Genomic DNA, 16,482 nt, shown 5'->3' on the forward strand with positions numbered 1-16,482 from the left:
GTGCGCGGCGTGCCGCGGGCCCTGGCCGCCGGGCTGCTCGGCGCCGCCGCGCTCGACGCCGCCGGGTACGCGACGGCGGCGCTGCTCGGCCTCGGCGGGACGGGCCCGGCCGGGGAACTGCGCAACGTCGGGACCGGGGCGCTCGCCGCGCTGGCCGCCGGCGCCGTCTTCCTGATCATCGCATTCGTGATCGACGGCCGGGACCTGCGGGCCGTCCTCACCCGGAAGGTCACCCGCAATGTCTGACAGGCAGGATCTGGACGGGCTGCGCGTCGCGCTCGTCCTCGGCACCGCCGCCGGCGGCGTCGGCCGGCACGTCCGTTCCGTCGCCGACGGCCTGGTCGAGCGCGGTGCCCGCGTCGTGGTGTGCGGGCCCGCCGCCACCGACGAGCTGTTCGGGTTCGGTGCCGGGGGCGCGCGGTTCGCCGAGGTCGACCTTGCCGACCGGCCCCGTCCGGCGAGCGACGCCAGAGCCGTCGCCCGGCTGCGGCGGCTGCTGCGCGACGCCGACGTCGTCCACGCCCACGGCCTGCGCGCCGGGGCCCTCGCGGTGGCGGCGTGCGCGCGCGTCGTGCCGGGCCCGCTGCGCCCCGGCCGCGGCGGCCCGCCGCTGGTCGTCACGCTCCACAACGCCGTCATCGCCGGTGGCCGGACGGCCGCGGTCTACGGGCTGCTGGAACGCGTGGTCGCGCGCGGCGCCACCCGCGTCCTCGGCGTCTCGCCCGATCTGGAGGAGCGGATGCGGGCGCTCGGCGCCCGGTCGGTCGGGCACGCCGTCGTCCCGGCGCCCGCGCCGCAGGCGCCGCCCGGTCCCGCCGTCCGCGCCGACGTGCGGGCCGAGCTCGGCGTGGGGGAGCGGCCGCTGGTCGTCACCGTCGCCCGGCTCGCCGAGCAGAAGGGCCTGCCGACGCTGCTGGACGCCGCGGCGGCGTGGGCGGGACGGACCCCGCCGCCGCTCGTCGCGATCGCGGGCGACGGGCCGCTGGAGGGCGAGCTGCGCGCCCGGATCGAGGCCGAGGACCTGCCGGTCCTGCTGCTCGGCCGCCGCTCCGACGTCGCCGGACTGCTGGCCGCCTGCGATGTGGCGGTCGTGCCGAGCGTGTGGGAGGGGCAGCCGCTGGTCGTCCAGGAGATCCTGCGGGCGGGCCGGCCTCTGGTCGCGACCCGCGTCGGCGGGATCCCGGGGATGGTGGGCGCCGGGGAGCGGGGCGAGGACGCCGCGCTGCTGCAGGGGCCCGAGTCCGACGCGGCGCTGCTGGTGCCGCCGAACGACGCGGAGGCGCTCGGGCGCGCGGTGAGCCGCGTCCTGGACGATCCGGCGCTCGCGGCGCGGCTGGGCTCGGCCGCCGCCCGGCGGTCGGCGCTGATGCCCGGCGAGGACGACGCCGTTGACCAGCTGGCGGGGCTGTACCTGGAGCTGACCGGACCTTAGACGCGGTTTCCCGCGCTCGGGTTCGAAGGCGGCGCCGAAAAATCGCGGGGGAGGGGAACCGCCCCGGAGCGGCCCGCGTTGAAGCAGGTAAGCGGAGGGGAGTATCCCCGCGCGCGGTTCTCGTCAGTACGGTCGGCCCATGCCGGCCCGGGTTCCGCGGCCCGTACCCGATCGCAGGGCGGGAGAGACCTCCGGCGCTCGTCTCATGTCCGCCGGAGGTGTTCACGTTGTCGGTCTCACCCCTTGTCTGGGGCCTCACCATCGCGGCGATCCTTGCGATCATCGCCGCCGACCTGTTCCTGATCCACCGCAATGACACGCGGGAGTTCACCACCCGCCGCGCCGCCTTCTGGTCGGTGGTCTACATCGGTCTCGCCGTGCTCTTCGGCCTCGGCGTCTGGCTCTTCTCCGGCGGTGAGCACGCCGCGCAGTACTTCGGCGGCTTCGTCATGGAGAAGAGCCTCAGCGTCGACAACCTCTTCGTGTTCATGGTGATCCTCGCCAGGTTCGCCGTGCCCAAGCACGCCCAGCACACGGTGCTGATGGCGGGCATCGTGATCGCGCTGGTGCTGCGCGGCGCGTTCATCGCGGTCGGCGCCGCAGCCATCGCGACCTTCACCTGGGTGTTCTTCCTGTTCGGCGCGTTCCTCATCTGGACGGCGATCGGCCTGGTCCGCGGCGGCGACGAGGACGAGTTCAAGGAGAACGCGCTGCTGCGCTGGGCCAAGCGCGTCATCCCGACGTCGGACGAGTACGACGGCAGCCGGTTCCTCACCCGGCGGGGCGGGCGCCGGCTGGTCACCCCGATGGCCATCGTGATGATCGCTATCGGCTCGACCGACGTGCTGTTCGCGCTGGACTCCATCCCCGCGATCTTCGGGCTCACGACCGAGCCGTACCTGGTCTTCACCGCCAACGCGTTCGCGCTCATGGGCCTCGTCCAGCTGTACTTCCTGCTCGGCGGCCTCGCCGACCGCCTCGTCTACCTCGGGCACGGCCTGGCGTTCATCCTCGGGTTCATCGGCGTCAAGCTGATCCTGCACGCGCTGCACGAGTACGGCGCCGGCTGGGCCCCCGAGATCCCGATCTGGCTGTCGCTCGCCGTGATCGCCGGGACGCTGGCCGCCACCGCGGTGGCGAGCCTCGCCGCGGGCCGCAGGCCGTCCCGCGAGCCGCTCCCGGAGGCCGAGCCCGCCGCCGGGGCGGAGACCGGCGCGACACGCGAGAGCTGAGAGCGGACCGCGTCCCCCCATCATCCGAATGCTGTTCTAGAATCTCGGTCAAAAGGGTCGAGAGAGGGTTGACGCATGGCCATCGGGCTGACCGAGGAGCATGAGGCGCTCGCCGATTCGGTGCGCGGCTTCGCCGAGCGCAACATTCCGGCGACGGCCGTCCGGGCCGCGCTGGACGCGGAGGAGGAGACGAGGCCCGGGTTCTGGCCGGCCCTCGCCGAGCAGGGCCTGCTGGGCCTGCACCTGGACGAGGAGCACGGCGGGCAGGGCTTCGGCCTGCTGGAGCTGTCGGTCGTGCTGGAGGAGCTGGGCCGCGCGGCCGCGCCCGGCCCGTTCCTGCCGACCGTGCTCGCCAGCACGGTCATCGACGCCTCCAGCAACGCCAAGCTGCGAGCGGAGCTGCTCCCGGGCCTCGCCGACGGGTCGCGGACGGCCGCCGTCGCGCTGGACGGCGAGCTGACCGGCCGCCGCGAGGGCGACGCGCTCGTGGTGTCGGGGACGGCGGCCACGGTGCTCGGCGCCGCGCTCGCCGACGTGCTCGTGCTGCCCGTCGCCGTGGACGACGGCGAGCAGTGGGTCGCGCTGGACGCGGCCGACCTCGCCGTCACCCCGGTGCCGAGCCTGGACCGGGTCCGGCGCGTCGCCTCCGTCGAGGTCTCCGGCGCCTCCGTCGCCGCCGACCGCGTCCTGGACGGCCTCACCGCCGGCCGGGTCCGGGACCTGGCCGCCGCGCTGTTCGGCGCCGAGGCCGCGGGCCTGGCGGGGTGGCTGGTGACGACCGCCGCCGAGTACGCGAAGGTCCGCGAGCAGTTCGGCCGCCCGATCGGGCAGTTCCAGGGCGTCAAGCACAAGGCCGCCCGCAGCCTGATCGCCCTGGAGCAGGCCCGCGCCGCCGCCTGGGACGCCGCCCGCGCCCTGGACGAGGGCACGGAGGAGGCCGGGTTCGCCGCCGCCGTGGCAGCCGTCATCGCGGTGGACGCCGGGGTGCAGACCGCCCGCGACGCCATCCAGATCCTCGGCGGCATCGGCTTCACGTGGGAGCACGACGCCCACGTCTACCTGCGCCGCGCCCTGACGCTGCGGGCGCTGCTCGGCCCGTCCAAGGGCTGGGCCGCCAAGGTCGCCGCGCTCGCGCTGGACGGCGGGCGCCGCGAGGTCGTGCTGGAGCTGGACGAGGACGCCCAGCCGCTGCGCGAGCGGATCCGCGCCGAGATCGCCGAGCTGGCCGCGATCGAGGACAAGGACGCGCTGGCCGAGCGCCTCGGCGACGAGGGCTGGACCGTCCCGCACTTCCCCAGGCCGTGGGGGCGCGAGGCCGGGCCGGTCGAGCAGATCCTGATCCAGCAGGAGCTGCGGGCCGCCAAGGTCAAGACGCCGAATCTCGGGATCGGCGCCTGGCTGGTGCCCTCGCTCGTCCGCTACGGGACCGACGAGCAGAAGGAGCGGTTCCTGCGGCCGACGCTGCGCGGGAAGATCGTGTGGTGCCAGCTGTTCTCCGAGCCGGGCGCCGGCTCGGACCTGGCGTCCCTGTCGATGAAGGCCGAGCGGGTCGAGGGCGGCTGGAGGCTCACCGGCCAGAAGATCTGGACGTCGCTCGCCCAGCACGCCCAGTGGGGCTTCTGCATCGCCCGCACCGACCCCGCCGCGGCCAAGCACGACGGCATCACCTACTTCCTCGTCGACATGGCGTCCGAGGGCGTGGACGTCCGCCCGCTGCGGGAGCTGACCGGCGACGCGCTGTTCAACGAGGTCTTCCTGGACGGCGTCTTCGTCCCCGACGACCGGGTGGTGGGCGAGGTCAACCAGGGCTGGCAGGTCGCGCGCAACACCCTGTCCAACGAGCGGGTGTCGCTGTCGACCGGCGGCGGCCTCGGCATGGGCGTCCCCGAGCTGCTGCGGTTCTTCGCGAACCGGGAGCTGGACGCGGTCGCGGCCGCCGAGGTCGGCAGGCTCGTCGCCCAGGGCCAGTCGATCGACCTGCTCGGCCTGCGCACCACGCTCAAGCAGCTGAACGGCGTGGAGCCGGGCGCGGAGGCCAGCGTCCGCAAGCTGCTCGGCGTCCAGTTCAACCAGGACGTCGCCGACCACTGCTGGGCGGCGCAGGGCGCGGCCGCGGCCACCGAGGTCCCGATGGCCGAGAGCGGCATCGTGGGCCGCGCCATGCTGTTCAGCCGCGCGATGACGATCTACGGCGGCACCACCGAGGTGCAGCTCAACATCATCGGCGAACGCATCCTCGGCCTCCCCCGCGACCCCGAACCAGGCAAGTAACCCCACGACCCCAGCCCCGGCCACGGGCAGGAACCCCAGCCCCCGGCCACGGGCAGGCGCGTGGAGCGAGCGCAGCGAGCGCAACGCGCCTGCCCGTCGAGCCGGGCGACCGGAGCGACACCGACCCACCCGCACGGGCACGACGAGCCGCACAGTGGCGTGAGGATCGCCCGGCTCGTGACGGGGGTTCCAGGGGGTCGCCCCCCTGGGTCAGCGCGGCCGGAAGGTGTAGGTGAAGTTGACGATGACGATGCCGGCCAGGGCGATGAGGAGGCCGGGAAGGCCCGCGTTGACGACGGCGATCGCGCTGAGCGGGATCGCGGCGAGCAGCGACAGCACCGCCATGGCCAGGCTGTGGTCGCGGTCGCCGTGCCGCGGCTCGGGCGCCGGGGCGCGGCGGCGGGAGCGCGGCGCGGCGGCGCGGGCGTCGAGGGTCTCCTCGATGCGGTCGACGACCGTCTCGATGAAGGCGTCGTCATAGTCGGGCCCCAGCTCGCGCCGGGCCGCCATGGCCGCCGTGAGGTCGTCGCGCGGCAGTCGTGGGGTCGTCATGACACCGTTATAGGCGGGCGGGGAGGGCTGCCGCGTCACTCCCCGGTGCCATGTGGCGGCTACCCCTCAGGTGTGAGCGGACGCGCAGGTAGGATTCCGCTCTTGTCCCAGGAAATCCGGAGGTCCCCGTGACAGTGCGGGCCCGTTCGACCGCCCTCGCCGCCTGCGCCGCCGCGGCCGGGCTGGCCCTCGCGGGATGCGGCGGCGGTGAGAAGCAGGCCGCGGACGCCGCGCCGTCCGCTCCGCCCACCACGCTGGCGCCGCTGCCGGCGGTGCGGGCCGCCGACGTCAAGCCGCTGGTGGGACGCTGGGTCGGCGCGGCCAAGGACTACTTCCAGTTCAAGGCCGACGGCAGCGGCGTGTGGGTGCGGGGCCGGCAGAAGCTGTGGAGCGGTTCGGCCATCCCCGAGGGCGGCGGCAGGTACCGCTTCTCGTGGAACGGCGGCGACCCGAAGACCGCGTCCTACTGGGGCGTCGCGCTCAGCGAGGACAAGGCGTCGCTCGTGTTCGCCGGGACCAACCAGACCTACAAGAAGGCCGCCGCGCGGAAGGGCAAGGAATGACCGACGCGATGTTCGCCTCACCCGCCGACGCCGGGCGCAGGCTCGCCGGCGTCCGCTACCTCGCCGACGACGAGATCGCCACGACGGTGTTCCTGGCGCAGGCGCTCGGCAAGCCGCTGCTGGTGGAGGGGCCGGCGGGGGTCGGCAAGACGGAGCTGGCGAAGGCGGTGGCGGCGGCGACCGGCGCGGAGCTGATCCGCCTGCAGTGCTACGAGGGCCTGGACGAGGCCCGCGCGCTCTACGAGTTCAACTACAAGAAGCAGCTCCTCGCGATCCAGGCCGCTCCGGCCGACCGGGCCTGGCAGGAGACCCACGACGACATCTTCTCCGAGGAGTTCCTGCTGGAGCGGCCGCTGCTGGCGGCGATCCGCCGCAGCGACCCGACGGTCCTGCTCATCGACGAGGCGGACAAGGCCGACGTCGAGGTCGAGGGCATGCTGCTGGAGGTGCTGTCGGACTTCCAGGTGACGATCCCCGAGCTCGGGACGGTGGCGGCGGTCCGCCGCCCGTTCGTGCTGATCACCTCGAACGCGGCGCGGGAGCTGTCGGAGGCGCTCAAGCGCCGCTGCCTCTACCTGCACCTGGACTATCCGGCGCCCGACCGGGAGCGCGACATCGTCCTCGCGCAGGTGCCGGGCATCGAGGCGGAGCTGGCCGAGCAGCTCGTCCGCACCGTCGGCACGCTGCGCGACCTGGAGATCAAGAAGGCGCCGTCGATCGCGGAGACCGTCGACTGGGCCCGCACCCTGCTGGCCCTCGGCCTGGACGACCTGGACGAGGCCGCCGTGGGCCGCACCCTCGGCGTCGTCCTCAAGCACGCCTCCGACCAGGAGCGCGCCGCCAAGGAACTCGGGTTGAGCGGCTGACATGGCCTCACTCGTCGACCGGCACACCGGGTTCGTCGCGGAGCTGCGGCGGGCCGGGCTGCCGGTGTCGGTCGCCGAGGGGCTGGACGCGGTGCGCGCCGTGCGGGCCGTCGACCTGCTCGACCGGGAGTCGCTGCGCGCCGCGTACGCCGCGACGGTCGTCAAGCGGCCCCAGCACCGCGCGACGTTCGACACGCTCTTCGACCTGTGGTTCCCGGCGGCCGTCGGGGACGGCGCGGGAGCGGCGCCCGACCCCGGGCGCCCGGCGAGGACGGTCGACGACGACGGCAGGCCCGTCCCCGCTGCGCTCGACCCGCGGGTGCAGCGGCGCCGGGAGGAGCTCGCCGACCTGCTCCTGTCCGGGGACGACGCCGGGTTGCGCCGGTTCGCCCGGCTGGCCGTCGCCGAGTACGGCCGGACGCCCGGGCAGGAGTCGTGGTTCTCCTCCGGCGTGATGAGCGCGCTGTCGCCGGAGACCCTGATGGCGCGGCTGCTGGAGTCGGTCCTGGCCGGGCGGGAGCGCGGCGGCATGGCCGAGCGCGTCGCGCGCCGGACGTTCCGCGACCGCATCTCCCGGTTCTCCGGCCTCGTCGCGGGCGAGGTGCGGCGCCGCATCGCCGAGGACACCGGGGTCGAGCGGACCGCCCGCATCGCCGTGCGCCCCCCGCTGGAACGGCTCGACTTCGCCGGCGCGACCCGCGCCGAGATGGAGGCGCTGCGCCGCGAGGTCTACCCGCTGGCGCGCAGGCTGGCGACCCGGCTCGTCCAGAAGCAGCGGCACGGGCGGCGGGGCCGGCTCGACTTCCGCCGGACGGTCCGCGCGTCCCTGTCCAGCGGGGGAGTGCCGCTCGCCACCCACCACCGGCCGCGGCGCCCGCACCGGCCCGAGCTGGTGGTGCTGTGCGACGCCAGCGACTCGGTGTCGGCGTTCGCGCACTTCACGCTGCTGCTGACGTTCGCGCTGCGGGAGCAGTTCACCAAGGTCCGCGCGTTCGCCTTCATCGACGCCACCGACGAGATCACCAAGTACTTCGCGCCGGGCGCGGACGTCACCGGCGCGATGACCCGCCTCGCCGCCGAGGCCGACCTCGTGTGGATCACGGGCCGGTCCAACTACGGCCACGCCTTCAAGGTGTTCGACGACAAGTACCGCGACGCCGTCACTCCGAGGACGTCCTTGCTGATCCTCGGCGACGCCCGGTCCAACTACGGGGAGCTGTCCCTGCCGATCGTGCGGTCGATGGCGGACCGGGCCCGGCACGCGTACTGGCTCAACCCGGAGCCGCGCTCCCAGTGGGACACCGGCGACTCGGCCGCGTCCCGCTACGGCGAGCTGGTCCCGATGTACGAGTGCCGGAACCTGACCCAGCTGGCCGCCTTCATCGAGGAGCTCGCCTAGCCGGGTTCAGGAGGCCCGGTCGCGGATGACCAGGGCGAGGACGGCGTAGGCGAGCGCGGCGACGGCCGAGACGACCATCGCGACGTTCGTGCCGTGCGCCAGCGAGGCCGCGTCGTGCCCGAACCCCGTCGCGACGGCCCCGACGATCGCCACGCCCAGCGACGCCCCGATGTAGCGGGCGGTGTTGTTGGCGCCCGCCCCCATGCTGGCGCGGTCGGCGGGGACGCTCTCCACGGCGAGCCGGGCGAGCATCGCGTTGGTCAGGCCGCTCGCGACGCCGGCGGCGGCGAGGCCCGGCACGAGCCGCCACCAGTGCGCGTCCGGGGCCAGGGCCGCCAGCGCGAGCTCGCTGACGCCGGCGAGCGCGAACCCGGCGGCGAGCAGGCGCCGGACGGGCAGCCGCGCCGGGAGGCGGTGGGCCTGCAGGGCGACGACGAACGACAGCCCGGACCAGATCGCCAGCACCAGCGCCGCCGCGATCGCGGACAGGCCCATCACCAGGCTCATCATCGTCGCCAGGTAGGTCATGACCCCGATCACGGCGAGCCCGGTGACGAGCGCCCCCGTCACCGACAGCAGGAACGCCGGCCGCCGGAACAGGGCGAGCTCGACCATCGGCTCCCGCCGCCGCGCCTCGACGAGGACGAACGCGGACAGCAGGACGGCCGCGGCGGCGAACAGCGCGAGGACGCCCGGGGACGTCCAGCCGGTGCGGCCCCAGGTGATCGCGGCCACCAGCGCCGCCACGCCGAGGCTCATCGTGGCCAGTCCCGGCACGTCCACGCCGCGCGGACGCTCGGCCCGCGACTCGGTGAGCGCGCGGGAGGCCGCCGCGGCGAGCGCCGCGGACGCGGCCACCGTGGCCCAGTACCACAGCCGCCAGCCGCCGGCGGAGGTCAGCCCGGCCGCGGCGATGGGGCCGAGCGCGATGCCGAGGCCGACCATCGCGCCCCACAGGCCGGTGGCCCGCGCCCGCCGGGGACCCGGCGGGAACGAGGCGCCGACGATGCCGAGTCCGGTCACCAGCAGGGCGGCGCTGGCCGCGCCCTGCGCGACGCGGCCCGCGATGAACACCGCGGCGTTGGGCGCGAGCGCGCACGCGACGCTGGAGACGGCGAGCGCCACCGCGCCGATCACGAACACGCGCCTGCGCCCGTGGTCGTCGGCGAGGCTGCCCGCGGCCAGCAGCGCCGCCGCGAGGCCGAGGCTGATCGAGCTCATCAGCCAGATCTGCGCGGTCGCCCCGGCGTGAAGCCCGCGGGCGGTGTCGGCCAGCGTCGCCGCGGGGGCGCAGTAGTTCATCAGGGCCAGGAGGGTGGCGGCGGCCGGCAGCGTCAGCGCGGCGGCGGTGCCGGGCGCGCTGCGCGCGGCGCGGGGGGTCGCCAGGGTCGTCATGCGGTCTCCAAGTTCATTGAACGAACTGAATGGGGTGACGGTAGCACGGCAGAGTTCAATCAATGAACCCCCGGGCGGGTACTGTGGTGGCATGGCACTCGGCAAGGACTACGCGGCGCAGGACTGCTCGCTGGCCCGCGCGCTGGAGGTCGTCGGGGAGCGCTGGACGCTGCTGATCGTCCGGGACGCCTTCTACGGCGTCCGCCGCTTCAGCGACTTCCTCGTCCACCTGGACATCCCCCGCGCCGTGCTGTCGGCGCGGCTGCAGTCGCTGGTCGACGCCGGCGTCCTCGTCAAGGACGGCCACGACTACGTGCTGACGGAGATGGGCAAGGAGCTGTGGCCCGTCGTCCACACCCTCGCCCGCTGGGCGGAGGACCACCTGTCCGCCGAGCCGTGCCGCGTCTTCGTCCACCTCGCCTGCGGGACCGAGATCGGCCCGGACGGGGGATGCGCCGCGTGCGGGCGGCACGTCGCCCCGGACGAGCTGGAGATCCACGCCGGGCCCGGCGTCCGCCGCCGCACCGACCCGGTCAGCATGCTCCTGCGCAACCCGCACCGGCTGCTGGAGCCGATCCGCACCTGAGTGAGCGATCCCTCGCCGAGGTCGCTCGCCGGCGGTGGGGTCTGTGGGGATTCGACCAGATAATCTCCTCGCTCATGAACACCGAAAGGGCCGAGACCGCCCCCCGCGCCCGGTTCCGGCCGGGCAGCGTGCTCGGCCCCCTGTGGCGGCTGATCGACGGCGGCCCGGACGACACCCGGGCCCAGATCGCCCACCGGGCCAGGGTCCTGGTGCGGATCTCCACCGCGCTGGCGAACCTCGGCGGCGCCCTGGTCGTGCTCGCGTTCGCGGTCGTCGTCCCCGACCCCGTCGGCGAGGTGTCCGAGCGGATCCGGCTCGTCAACCTGGTCGTCTTCACCCTCTACGTCACCGCCGCGGTGCCGGTCGGCCTCGTCCTCGGCGAACGGTTCTTCCGCCGCGTCCGGCGCATGGTCGAACGGCACGACGAACCCGACCGGCACGAGCGCTCCCTGCTGCTGTACGGGCCGCTGCGGCTGATGGCCCTGCACCTGACGCTGTGGGGGATCGGGACGGTCGGCTGGGTCGTCATCAACGCCCCCTTCTCGGGCCTGCTCGCCGTCAAGCTGGGCCTGACGAGCCTGCTCGGCGGCCTCACCACCTGCACGGTCGTCTACCTGCTGACGGAGCGGCTGCTGCGGCGCGCGGTGACGACCGCGCTGCGCAGCGAGATGCCGCGCCGGACCGGGCTGCCCGGCGTCGTCGCCCGTTCCGTGCTGGCCTGGGGCCTCGGCACCGCCGTCCCGATCCTCGGGCTGATGACCCTCGCGATCGGGTCCTTCGTCATCGCCAGGATCACCGTGCGGGAGTTCGCCGTCGCCGTCCTCGCGCTCGGCGGCATCGCGCTGGTCGTCGGGCTCGGCGTCACCTACGGCGCCGCCCGCGCCATCGCCGACCCCGTCGAGTCGGTGCGGCTCGGCCTCGCCCGGATCGAGCGCGGCGACCTGGACGTCGAGGTCCCCGTCTACGACGCCAGCGAGGTCGGGCTGCTGCAGGCCGGGTTCAACCACATGGCGGCCGGGCTGCGCGAGCACGAGCGGCTGCGGGACCTGTTCGGCCGCCAGGTCGGCGCGGACGCCGCGCGCGTCGCGGTGGAGCGCGGCATCGACCTCGGCGGCGAGCTGCGCGAGGTCGCGGTGATCTTCGTGGACATCATCGGCTCCACGCGGCTCGCGGCCGACCGGCCGCCCGCCGAGGTCGTCCGGCTGCTGAACGACTTCTTCGCCGTGGTCGTCGAGGTGATCGGCGCGCACGGCGGCTGGATCAACAAGTTCGAGGGCGACGCCGCGCTGGCCATCTTCGGGGCGCCGCTCGCGCTGGACGGCGCGCCCGTCCGCGCGCTCGCCGCGTCCCGCGAGCTGGCCCGCCGGCTGCGCGAGGACGTCCCGGCGCTGAGCGCCGCCGTGGGCGTCTCGGCGGGCGAGGCCGTCGCCGGGCACATCGGCGCCGAGGAGCGGTTCGAGTACACCGTGATCGGCGACCCGGTGAACGAGGCGGCCCGCCTCACCGACATGGCCAAGACCACCCGCGAGCGCGTGCTGGCGGCGGGCTCCCTCCTCGCCGGGGCGGGACCGGACGAGGCGGCGCACTGGTCGCTCGGCGACGAGGTCACCCTGCGGGGCCGGACGCAGCCGACCCGCCTCGCCTCACCGCGCCCGGTCGAGCGCGTCCCGTCCTAGCCGCCGCCGCGTCCGGGACGTCCTAGGACCCCACGAGCGTGGCGCCGCTCAGCGTCGTGTAGAACGGCGACCCGGCCAGCCGCGAGCCCTTCTCCTCGCCGATGTAGACGTCGGCGTGGTTCTGGCCGCCGTATCCGGGGCGGAACAGGTCGGTGACCGTCCAGCGGGCCTTCCGGAACGCCGCGCACACCTCGTCCTCGACGGCGCGGCCGCCGCCGTCCTCACCGCAGTCGAGGATCGCGAACCGCCGTCCCCGCGCCAGCACGGACCTGTCGGCCGCCGCCGACGCCCACGCCCGTAGCGGGCGCCCCCGCGAGTCGCGGGTGGTGTCGTCCAGCCAGAAGCCGACGCTGTGCGACCAGTTCAGGTACCGGCCCCGCTCGGGCCCCTCGGTGACGCGCCCGCTGCCCTCGGTCTGGACGACCTTGAGGAAGTCCTTCGGATAGGAGCCGAGCGGGGTCTTCCCGCGCGAGCAGTGGAAGCGGGCGCAGCCGCGCACCGCTTTCCGCTCGCCGTCGTACAGGCTTTCCAGCGCCGTGTAGTACGTGGTGATGCGCCACCCCGCGACCCGCCCGAGCGGCACGGGCTCGCCGGTCGCGGGGACGCCGGCCGGGGGAGGAGGGCTCGCCGGAGGCGCGGAGGCCGACACGGGCGGCGCGGTCGGCGGCGGCACGGCCGGCGCCGGCACGTCCGCGCCGCGCGCGCTCTGGCCGCAGCCCGCGACCGCCCCGCACAGCAGGAGCGCCAGCGGTGCCCTGCGCCGCATCGCACCCTCCCGGCCGTGGACGGCTGTCCGCCACCGGGGACACTATCCCGGTCAGTGGCCGCGGGCTATCCATTCCTCGAGATGCGGGGCCTCCGCGCCGACGGTGGTGGAGTCGCCGTGCCCGGTGCGGACGGTCGTCTCCGGCGGAAGCGTCAGCAGCCGCTCCCGGATCGAGGCGATGATCGTCGGGAAGTCGGAGAACGACCGGCCCGTCGCGCCGGGGCCGCCGCTGAACAGGGTGTCGCCGGAGAACACCGTCGCCAGGTCGGGCGCGTGGAGGCACACCGCGCCGGGGCTGTGGCCGGGCGTGTGCAGGACCGTCAGGCCGGTGCCCGCGACCGTGACGACCTGGCCGTCGGACAGCTCCCCGTCGGGCGAGGCGTCCGGGTGCCGCTGCTTCCACAGCATCAGGTCGTCCGGGTGCAGCAGGACGGGCGCGCCCGTGCGGGCCCGCAGGGCGGGCGCCGCGTCGATGTGGTCGTCGTGCCCGTGCGTGCACACGATCGCCACCAGCCGGCGGTCGCCGAGCGCCGCCGCGATGGCCTCGGCGTCGTGCGCGGCGTCGATGACGATCGCCTCGCTGTCGTCGCCGACGATCCAGACGTTGTTGTCGACGTCCCACGTCCCGCCGTCCAGCGAGAACGTCCCGGACGTGACGAGGCGGTCGACGCGCAGTTCCCCGGATCCGCGGGCCATCAGAGCACCACCACCGAGCGCAGCACGTCGCCGCGGTGCATCTTCTCGAACGCGGCCTCGACGCCGTCCAGCGGGATCGTCTCGGAGACGAACGCGTCGAGGTCCAGGCGGCCCTGCAGGTAGAGGTCGATGAGCATGGGGAAGTCGCGGGACGGCAGGCAGTCGCCGTACCAGGACGACTTCAGCGACCCGCCGCGCCCGAACACCTCCAGCAGCGGCAGCTCCAGCCTCATCTCCGGGGTCGGCACGCCGACCAGCACCACCGTCCCGGCGAGGTCGCGGGCGTTGAAGGCCTGCTCGTAGGTCTCGGGGCGGCCGACCGCGTCGATGACGACGTCCGCGCCGAACCCGCCGGTCAGCTCCCGCACCGTCGCGACGACGTCCTTCTCCGCGCCGTTCACGGTGTGCGTGGCCCCGAGGGAGGACGCGGTGGCGAGCTTGCGCTCGTCCAGGTCCACGGCGATGATCCGGGCGGCCCCGGCCAGCCGGGCGCCGAGCACGGCCGCCGCGCCGACGCCGCCGCAGCCGATGACCGCGACCGAGTCGCCGCGCCCGACCCCGCCGGTGTTGATCGCCGCGCCGAGCCCCGCCATCACCCCGCACCCGAGCAGCCCGGCGGCCTCGGGCCGCGCCGCGGGGTCGACCTTGGTGCACTGCCCGGCCGCGACGAGGGTCTTGTCGGCGAACGCGCCGATGCCGAGCGCGGGCGACAGCTCCGTCCCGTCCTCGAGGGTCATCTTCTGGGCGGCGTTGTGGGTGTCGAAGCAGTACCAGGGGCGTCCGCGCCTGCAGGCGCGGCACTGCCCGCACACCGCGCGCCAGTTGAGGATCACGAAGTCGCCGGGCGCGACCTCGGTCACCCCCTCGCCCACCGACTCGACGACCCCGGCGGCCTCGTGGCCGAGCAGGAACGGGAACTCGTCGTTGATCCCGCCCTCGCGGTAGTGCAGGTCGGTGTGGCAGACCCCGCACGCCTGGACGTCGACGACCGCCTCGCCGGGCCCCGGGTCCGGGACGACGATCGTCTCGATCCGCACCGGCTGACCCTTGCCGGGTGCGACGACCCCGCGTACCTGCTGCGCCATACTGCCGCCTCTCGTCGTCTCGACCTCCCCCGACCCTACCCACGCCCCCGCCCGCCCCCCCTCCTCCCCATCCGGCCGGGGGACCCTCTCAGGTAGCGGGCACGAGATCACCTGCGGGGGCGACGCGGACCCGGGCGGCCGGGCGCGATGCTCGCCGCCATGACAAGCACCCTCACCCGCCTCACCGCCGGGACGCTCGCCGCCGCCGCGATCACGGCCGCCGGCGTCTCCGCCGCGTCCGCCGGGGTGTTCGAGCGCCCGACCGCCGAGCACCGGGCGGCGCCCGTCGCCCAGCCGAACGCCGCACGAGGCCGTCTGGTCTCCGCCACCCACCTCGCCGCCATGTCGGCCGACCAGGTCCGGGCCTGGCTCGCGTCCGAGGACTTCGACACCGCGTCCGTCCGCCACGGCGTCGACACCTACCGGCTCGTCTACCGGACGGTCGACGCCCGGGGCCGCGCGACGACCGCCAGCGGCCTGGTCGTGCTGCCGCGCAGCCGCGACCGCCGCCTCGCGACGGTCTCGTACACGCACGGCACCATGAGCTACAAGCCCGACGCCCCCTCGACGGCGGACGACGTCTGGGGGCCCGGAGCGGCCGTCACCTACGCCGCGGCCGGGTTCGCGGCGGTCGCGCCCGATTACCTCGGCCTGGGTCTCGGACCCGGAGTCCATCCGTGGAAGGACGTGCCGTCCGAGACGAGCGCGTCCCTCGACATGCTCCGCGCGGCGCGTCACTTCGCCCCGCGGGCGGGGCGCGTCCTCGACGGCCGGGTCTTCGTCACCGGCTTCTCGCAGGGCGCCTCGTCCGCGCTCGGCCTCGCCCGGGCGCTGCAGGGCGGCGCCGACCCGCACTTCCGCCTGCGCGCGGTGGCCCCGATCAGCGGCGCCTACGACTTCCGGGGCGCGGAACTGCCCGCCCTGCTGCGCGGGGACATCGCTCCGAAGATGGCGGTCGCGTACACGTCGTACCTGCTCACCTCCTGGAACCGCGTCCACGGAGGCATCTACGAGGACCCCTCGGAGCTGTTCCGCGAGCCCTATGCCGCACGCGTCGAGAAGTACTTCGACGGCACGACGCCCGGGCGCGTCATGCTCGACGGCCTCCCGGACACGCTGGGCGCAATCCTCACCCCGCGCGGCCTCGCGCTGCTGCACCACCCCTCCGGATCGTTCGCCGAGGCCCTGCGCGTGGACGCGGAGGTCTGCACGGCCTGGACCCCGCGCGTCCCGGTCCGCCTCTACGCGATGGCCGGGGACGAGCAGGCGGTCACCGCCAACACCGACCACTGCGCGGCGCGGTTCCGGGACCGCGGCGCCGCCGTGCCCGTCGTCGAGGTGGGCGACCGGCTCTACGGCGGCTCCCGCCACCTCGGCTCCAACCTCGCGGGCACCGCCCGGATCGTGCGCTGGTTCGGCGAGCTCAGCTGAAGTGGATGGCCTGCAGCTTGTCGGCGGCGTCGCGGTCGAGGACGGTGACGCCGGCCGCGGGCGGCAGGGGGGCGCCGCTGCGGGCTCGGGCGATCAGGGGGCGCCAGCGGCGGCAGTGGCGCGTCCAGAGGGCGGCGGCGACGACGCGGCCGCGCGCGTACTGGCCGGCGCGGGCGGTCTCCGGCGCGACGTCGATGAGGATCAGGTGCAGCCGCCCGCCGCGGCGGCGCGCCAGCCAGGCGAAGCCGTGCAGGATGTGCGGCCAGGTGCCGCGCGTGTGGGCGACGACGCCGTGCCCGGCGACGATCGCGCGGCCGATGCGCCAGACGTGGGTGCTCTGGACGATCGGGGTCCGCAGCCGGACGGGCAGCGGCCCGAGGAACCGCGCCCACCAGTTGCGCGACTGGCGCGAGTCGATCACCCGGACGTCCCCGGCGCGCACCGGGGCCGTCTCGTCGCCGCGCAGCCCGTACAGGCGGTTGAGCAGCGTGCTCTTACCGGAGCCGGGCAGGCCGGCGACGAGCACCAGCGA

15 protein-coding genes and 1 pseudogene are annotated in these 16,482 nt (G+C 75.0%); 10 read left to right on the plus strand and 6 right to left on the minus strand.

Annotation, left to right across the window (positions count from 1 at the left end; translation table 11 throughout):
- The 4 genes and pseudogenes from ABD944_RS35075 to ABD944_RS35090 all read left to right on the plus strand — a co-directional run.
- Positions 1–246: pseudogene (locus ABD944_RS35075) on the plus strand (virulence factor MviN); the annotation flags it as partial.
- Positions 239–1,432 carry a glycosyltransferase family 4 protein gene (locus ABD944_RS35080; RefSeq protein ID WP_345184267.1) on the plus strand — a complete coding sequence of 398 codons (1,194 nt, stop codon included), beginning with the start codon at positions 239–241 and terminating at the stop codon, positions 1,430–1,432. The pseudogene ABD944_RS35075 and the gene ABD944_RS35080, both read left to right, overlap by 8 nt.
- A 227-nt stretch (positions 1,433–1,659) precedes the next feature.
- Positions 1,660–2,664, plus strand: coding sequence for a TerC family protein (locus ABD944_RS35085; protein WP_345184269.1), 1,005 nt, complete (start codon positions 1,660–1,662; stop codon positions 2,662–2,664).
- A gap of 75 nt (positions 2,665–2,739) precedes the next feature.
- On the plus strand, positions 2,740–4,935 hold the full coding sequence (locus ABD944_RS35090; RefSeq protein ID WP_345184271.1) for an acyl-CoA dehydrogenase family protein: 2,196 nt from the start codon (positions 2,740–2,742) through the stop codon (positions 4,933–4,935).
- A 210-nt stretch (positions 4,936–5,145) separates the two neighbouring features.
- Here the strand turns inward: ABD944_RS35090 and ABD944_RS35095 are convergent, their stop codons facing one another.
- Positions 5,146–5,487: a hypothetical protein gene (locus tag ABD944_RS35095; protein WP_345184273.1), complete on the minus strand. Its 342-nt coding sequence runs from the start codon at positions 5,485–5,487 to the stop codon at positions 5,146–5,148.
- A 128-nt stretch (positions 5,488–5,615) separates the two neighbouring features.
- On the opposite strand from ABD944_RS35095, the gene ABD944_RS35100 reads away from it, so the two are divergent.
- The 3 genes from ABD944_RS35100 to ABD944_RS35110 are packed head-to-tail and all read left to right on the plus strand — an operon-like array spanning position 5,616 to position 8,315.
- A complete protein-coding gene (locus ABD944_RS35100) occupies positions 5,616–6,050 on the plus strand; it encodes a hypothetical protein (protein ID WP_345184275.1) in 435 nt (144 codons plus the stop codon).
- Positions 6,047–6,916 carry an AAA family ATPase gene (locus ABD944_RS35105; protein ID WP_345184277.1) on the plus strand — a complete coding sequence of 290 codons (870 nt, stop codon included), beginning with the start codon at positions 6,047–6,049 and terminating at the stop codon, positions 6,914–6,916. Before ABD944_RS35100 ends, ABD944_RS35105 begins: the two co-directional genes overlap by 4 nt.
- A gap of 1 nt (position 6,917) precedes the next feature.
- Positions 6,918–8,315, plus strand: coding sequence for a vWA domain-containing protein (locus tag ABD944_RS35110; RefSeq protein ID WP_345184279.1), 1,398 nt, complete (start codon positions 6,918–6,920; stop codon positions 8,313–8,315).
- A gap of 6 nt (positions 8,316–8,321) precedes the next feature.
- Here the strand turns inward: ABD944_RS35110 and ABD944_RS35115 are convergent, their stop codons facing one another.
- A complete protein-coding gene (locus tag ABD944_RS35115; RefSeq protein WP_345184281.1) occupies positions 8,322–9,710 on the minus strand; it encodes an MFS transporter in 1,389 nt (462 codons plus the stop codon).
- Positions 9,711–9,801: 91 nt separating this feature from the next.
- Between ABD944_RS35115 and ABD944_RS35120 the strand changes: the two genes are divergently transcribed.
- Both ABD944_RS35120 and ABD944_RS35125 read left to right on the plus strand, forming a co-directional pair.
- Positions 9,802–10,296 (plus strand): winged helix-turn-helix transcriptional regulator, encoded by a 495-nt coding sequence (locus ABD944_RS35120; protein ID WP_345184284.1) that lies wholly within the window; start codon positions 9,802–9,804, stop codon positions 10,294–10,296.
- A 74-nt stretch (positions 10,297–10,370) separates the two neighbouring features.
- The gene (locus ABD944_RS35125; protein ID WP_345184286.1) at positions 10,371–11,972 is read left to right on the plus strand and encodes an adenylate/guanylate cyclase domain-containing protein; all 1,602 of its coding nucleotides are present in this window, start codon (positions 10,371–10,373) and stop codon (positions 11,970–11,972) included.
- 22 nt (positions 11,973–11,994) lie between these two features.
- Here the strand turns inward: ABD944_RS35125 and ABD944_RS35130 are convergent, their stop codons facing one another.
- Genes ABD944_RS35130 through ABD944_RS35140 form a run of 3 tightly spaced genes read right to left on the minus strand, consistent with a single transcriptional unit; the run spans position 11,995 to position 14,519 of the window.
- Positions 11,995–12,738, minus strand: coding sequence for a hypothetical protein (locus tag ABD944_RS35130; RefSeq protein ID WP_345184288.1), 744 nt, complete (start codon positions 12,736–12,738; stop codon positions 11,995–11,997).
- 51 nt (positions 12,739–12,789) lie between these two features.
- On the minus strand, positions 12,790–13,434 hold the full coding sequence (locus ABD944_RS35135) for an MBL fold metallo-hydrolase (protein ID WP_345184291.1): 645 nt from the start codon (positions 13,432–13,434) through the stop codon (positions 12,790–12,792).
- Positions 13,434–14,519 carry an S-(hydroxymethyl)mycothiol dehydrogenase gene (locus ABD944_RS35140; RefSeq protein WP_345184293.1) on the minus strand — a complete coding sequence of 362 codons (1,086 nt, stop codon included), beginning with the start codon at positions 14,517–14,519 and terminating at the stop codon, positions 13,434–13,436. Before ABD944_RS35140 ends, ABD944_RS35135 begins: the two co-directional genes overlap by 1 nt.
- Positions 14,520–14,678: 159 nt before the next feature.
- On the opposite strand from ABD944_RS35140, the gene ABD944_RS35145 reads away from it, so the two are divergent.
- Positions 14,679–15,950, plus strand: a complete 1,272-nt coding sequence (locus ABD944_RS35145) for a hypothetical protein (protein WP_345184295.1) — start codon at positions 14,679–14,681, stop codon at positions 15,948–15,950.
- Here the strand turns inward: ABD944_RS35145 and ABD944_RS35150 are convergent.
- Entirely contained in the window at positions 15,943–16,476 is a 534-nt protein-coding gene (locus ABD944_RS35150) for an ATP-binding protein (protein ID WP_345184298.1), read from the minus strand. The two genes, ABD944_RS35145 and ABD944_RS35150, sit on opposite strands and share 8 nt — an antisense overlap.
- Positions 16,477–16,482: the final 6 nt, after the last annotated feature.

This window comes from Actinomadura verrucosospora (assembly GCF_039540335.1).
GTDB lineage: Bacteria > Actinomycetota > Actinomycetes > Streptosporangiales > Streptosporangiaceae > Spirillospora > Spirillospora verrucosospora.

What these genes read in the sequence shown, in the direction of transcription:
- ABD944_RS35130 (WP_345184288.1), bottom strand. Translation starts at nt 12,738, where the DNA reads ATGCGGCGCAGGGCACCGCTGGCGCTCCTGCTGTGCGGGGCGGTCGCG.
- ABD944_RS35095 (WP_345184273.1), bottom strand. Translation starts at nt 5,487, where the DNA reads ATGACGACCCCACGACTGCCGCGCGACGACCTCACGGCGGCCATGGCG.
- ABD944_RS35090 (WP_345184271.1), top strand. Translation starts at nt 2,740, where the DNA reads ATGGCCATCGGGCTGACCGAGGAGCATGAGGCGCTCGCCGATTCGGTG.
- ABD944_RS35110 (WP_345184279.1), top strand. Translation starts at nt 6,918, where the DNA reads ATGGCCTCACTCGTCGACCGGCACACCGGGTTCGTCGCGGAGCTGCGG.
- ABD944_RS35105 (WP_345184277.1), top strand. Translation starts at nt 6,047, where the DNA reads ATGACCGACGCGATGTTCGCCTCACCCGCCGACGCCGGGCGCAGGCTC.
- ABD944_RS35140 (WP_345184293.1), bottom strand. Translation starts at nt 14,519, where the DNA reads ATGGCGCAGCAGGTACGCGGGGTCGTCGCACCCGGCAAGGGTCAGCCG.
- ABD944_RS35145 (WP_345184295.1), top strand. Translation starts at nt 14,679, where the DNA reads ATGACAAGCACCCTCACCCGCCTCACCGCCGGGACGCTCGCCGCCGCC.
- ABD944_RS35125 (WP_345184286.1), top strand. Translation starts at nt 10,371, where the DNA reads ATGAACACCGAAAGGGCCGAGACCGCCCCCCGCGCCCGGTTCCGGCCG.
- ABD944_RS35115 (WP_345184281.1), bottom strand. Translation starts at nt 9,710, where the DNA reads ATGACGACCCTGGCGACCCCCCGCGCCGCGCGCAGCGCGCCCGGCACC.
- ABD944_RS35120 (WP_345184284.1), top strand. Translation starts at nt 9,802, where the DNA reads ATGGCACTCGGCAAGGACTACGCGGCGCAGGACTGCTCGCTGGCCCGC.
- ABD944_RS35135 (WP_345184291.1), bottom strand. Translation starts at nt 13,434, where the DNA reads ATGGCCCGCGGATCCGGGGAACTGCGCGTCGACCGCCTCGTCACGTCC.
- ABD944_RS35080 (WP_345184267.1), top strand. Translation starts at nt 239, where the DNA reads ATGTCTGACAGGCAGGATCTGGACGGGCTGCGCGTCGCGCTCGTCCTC.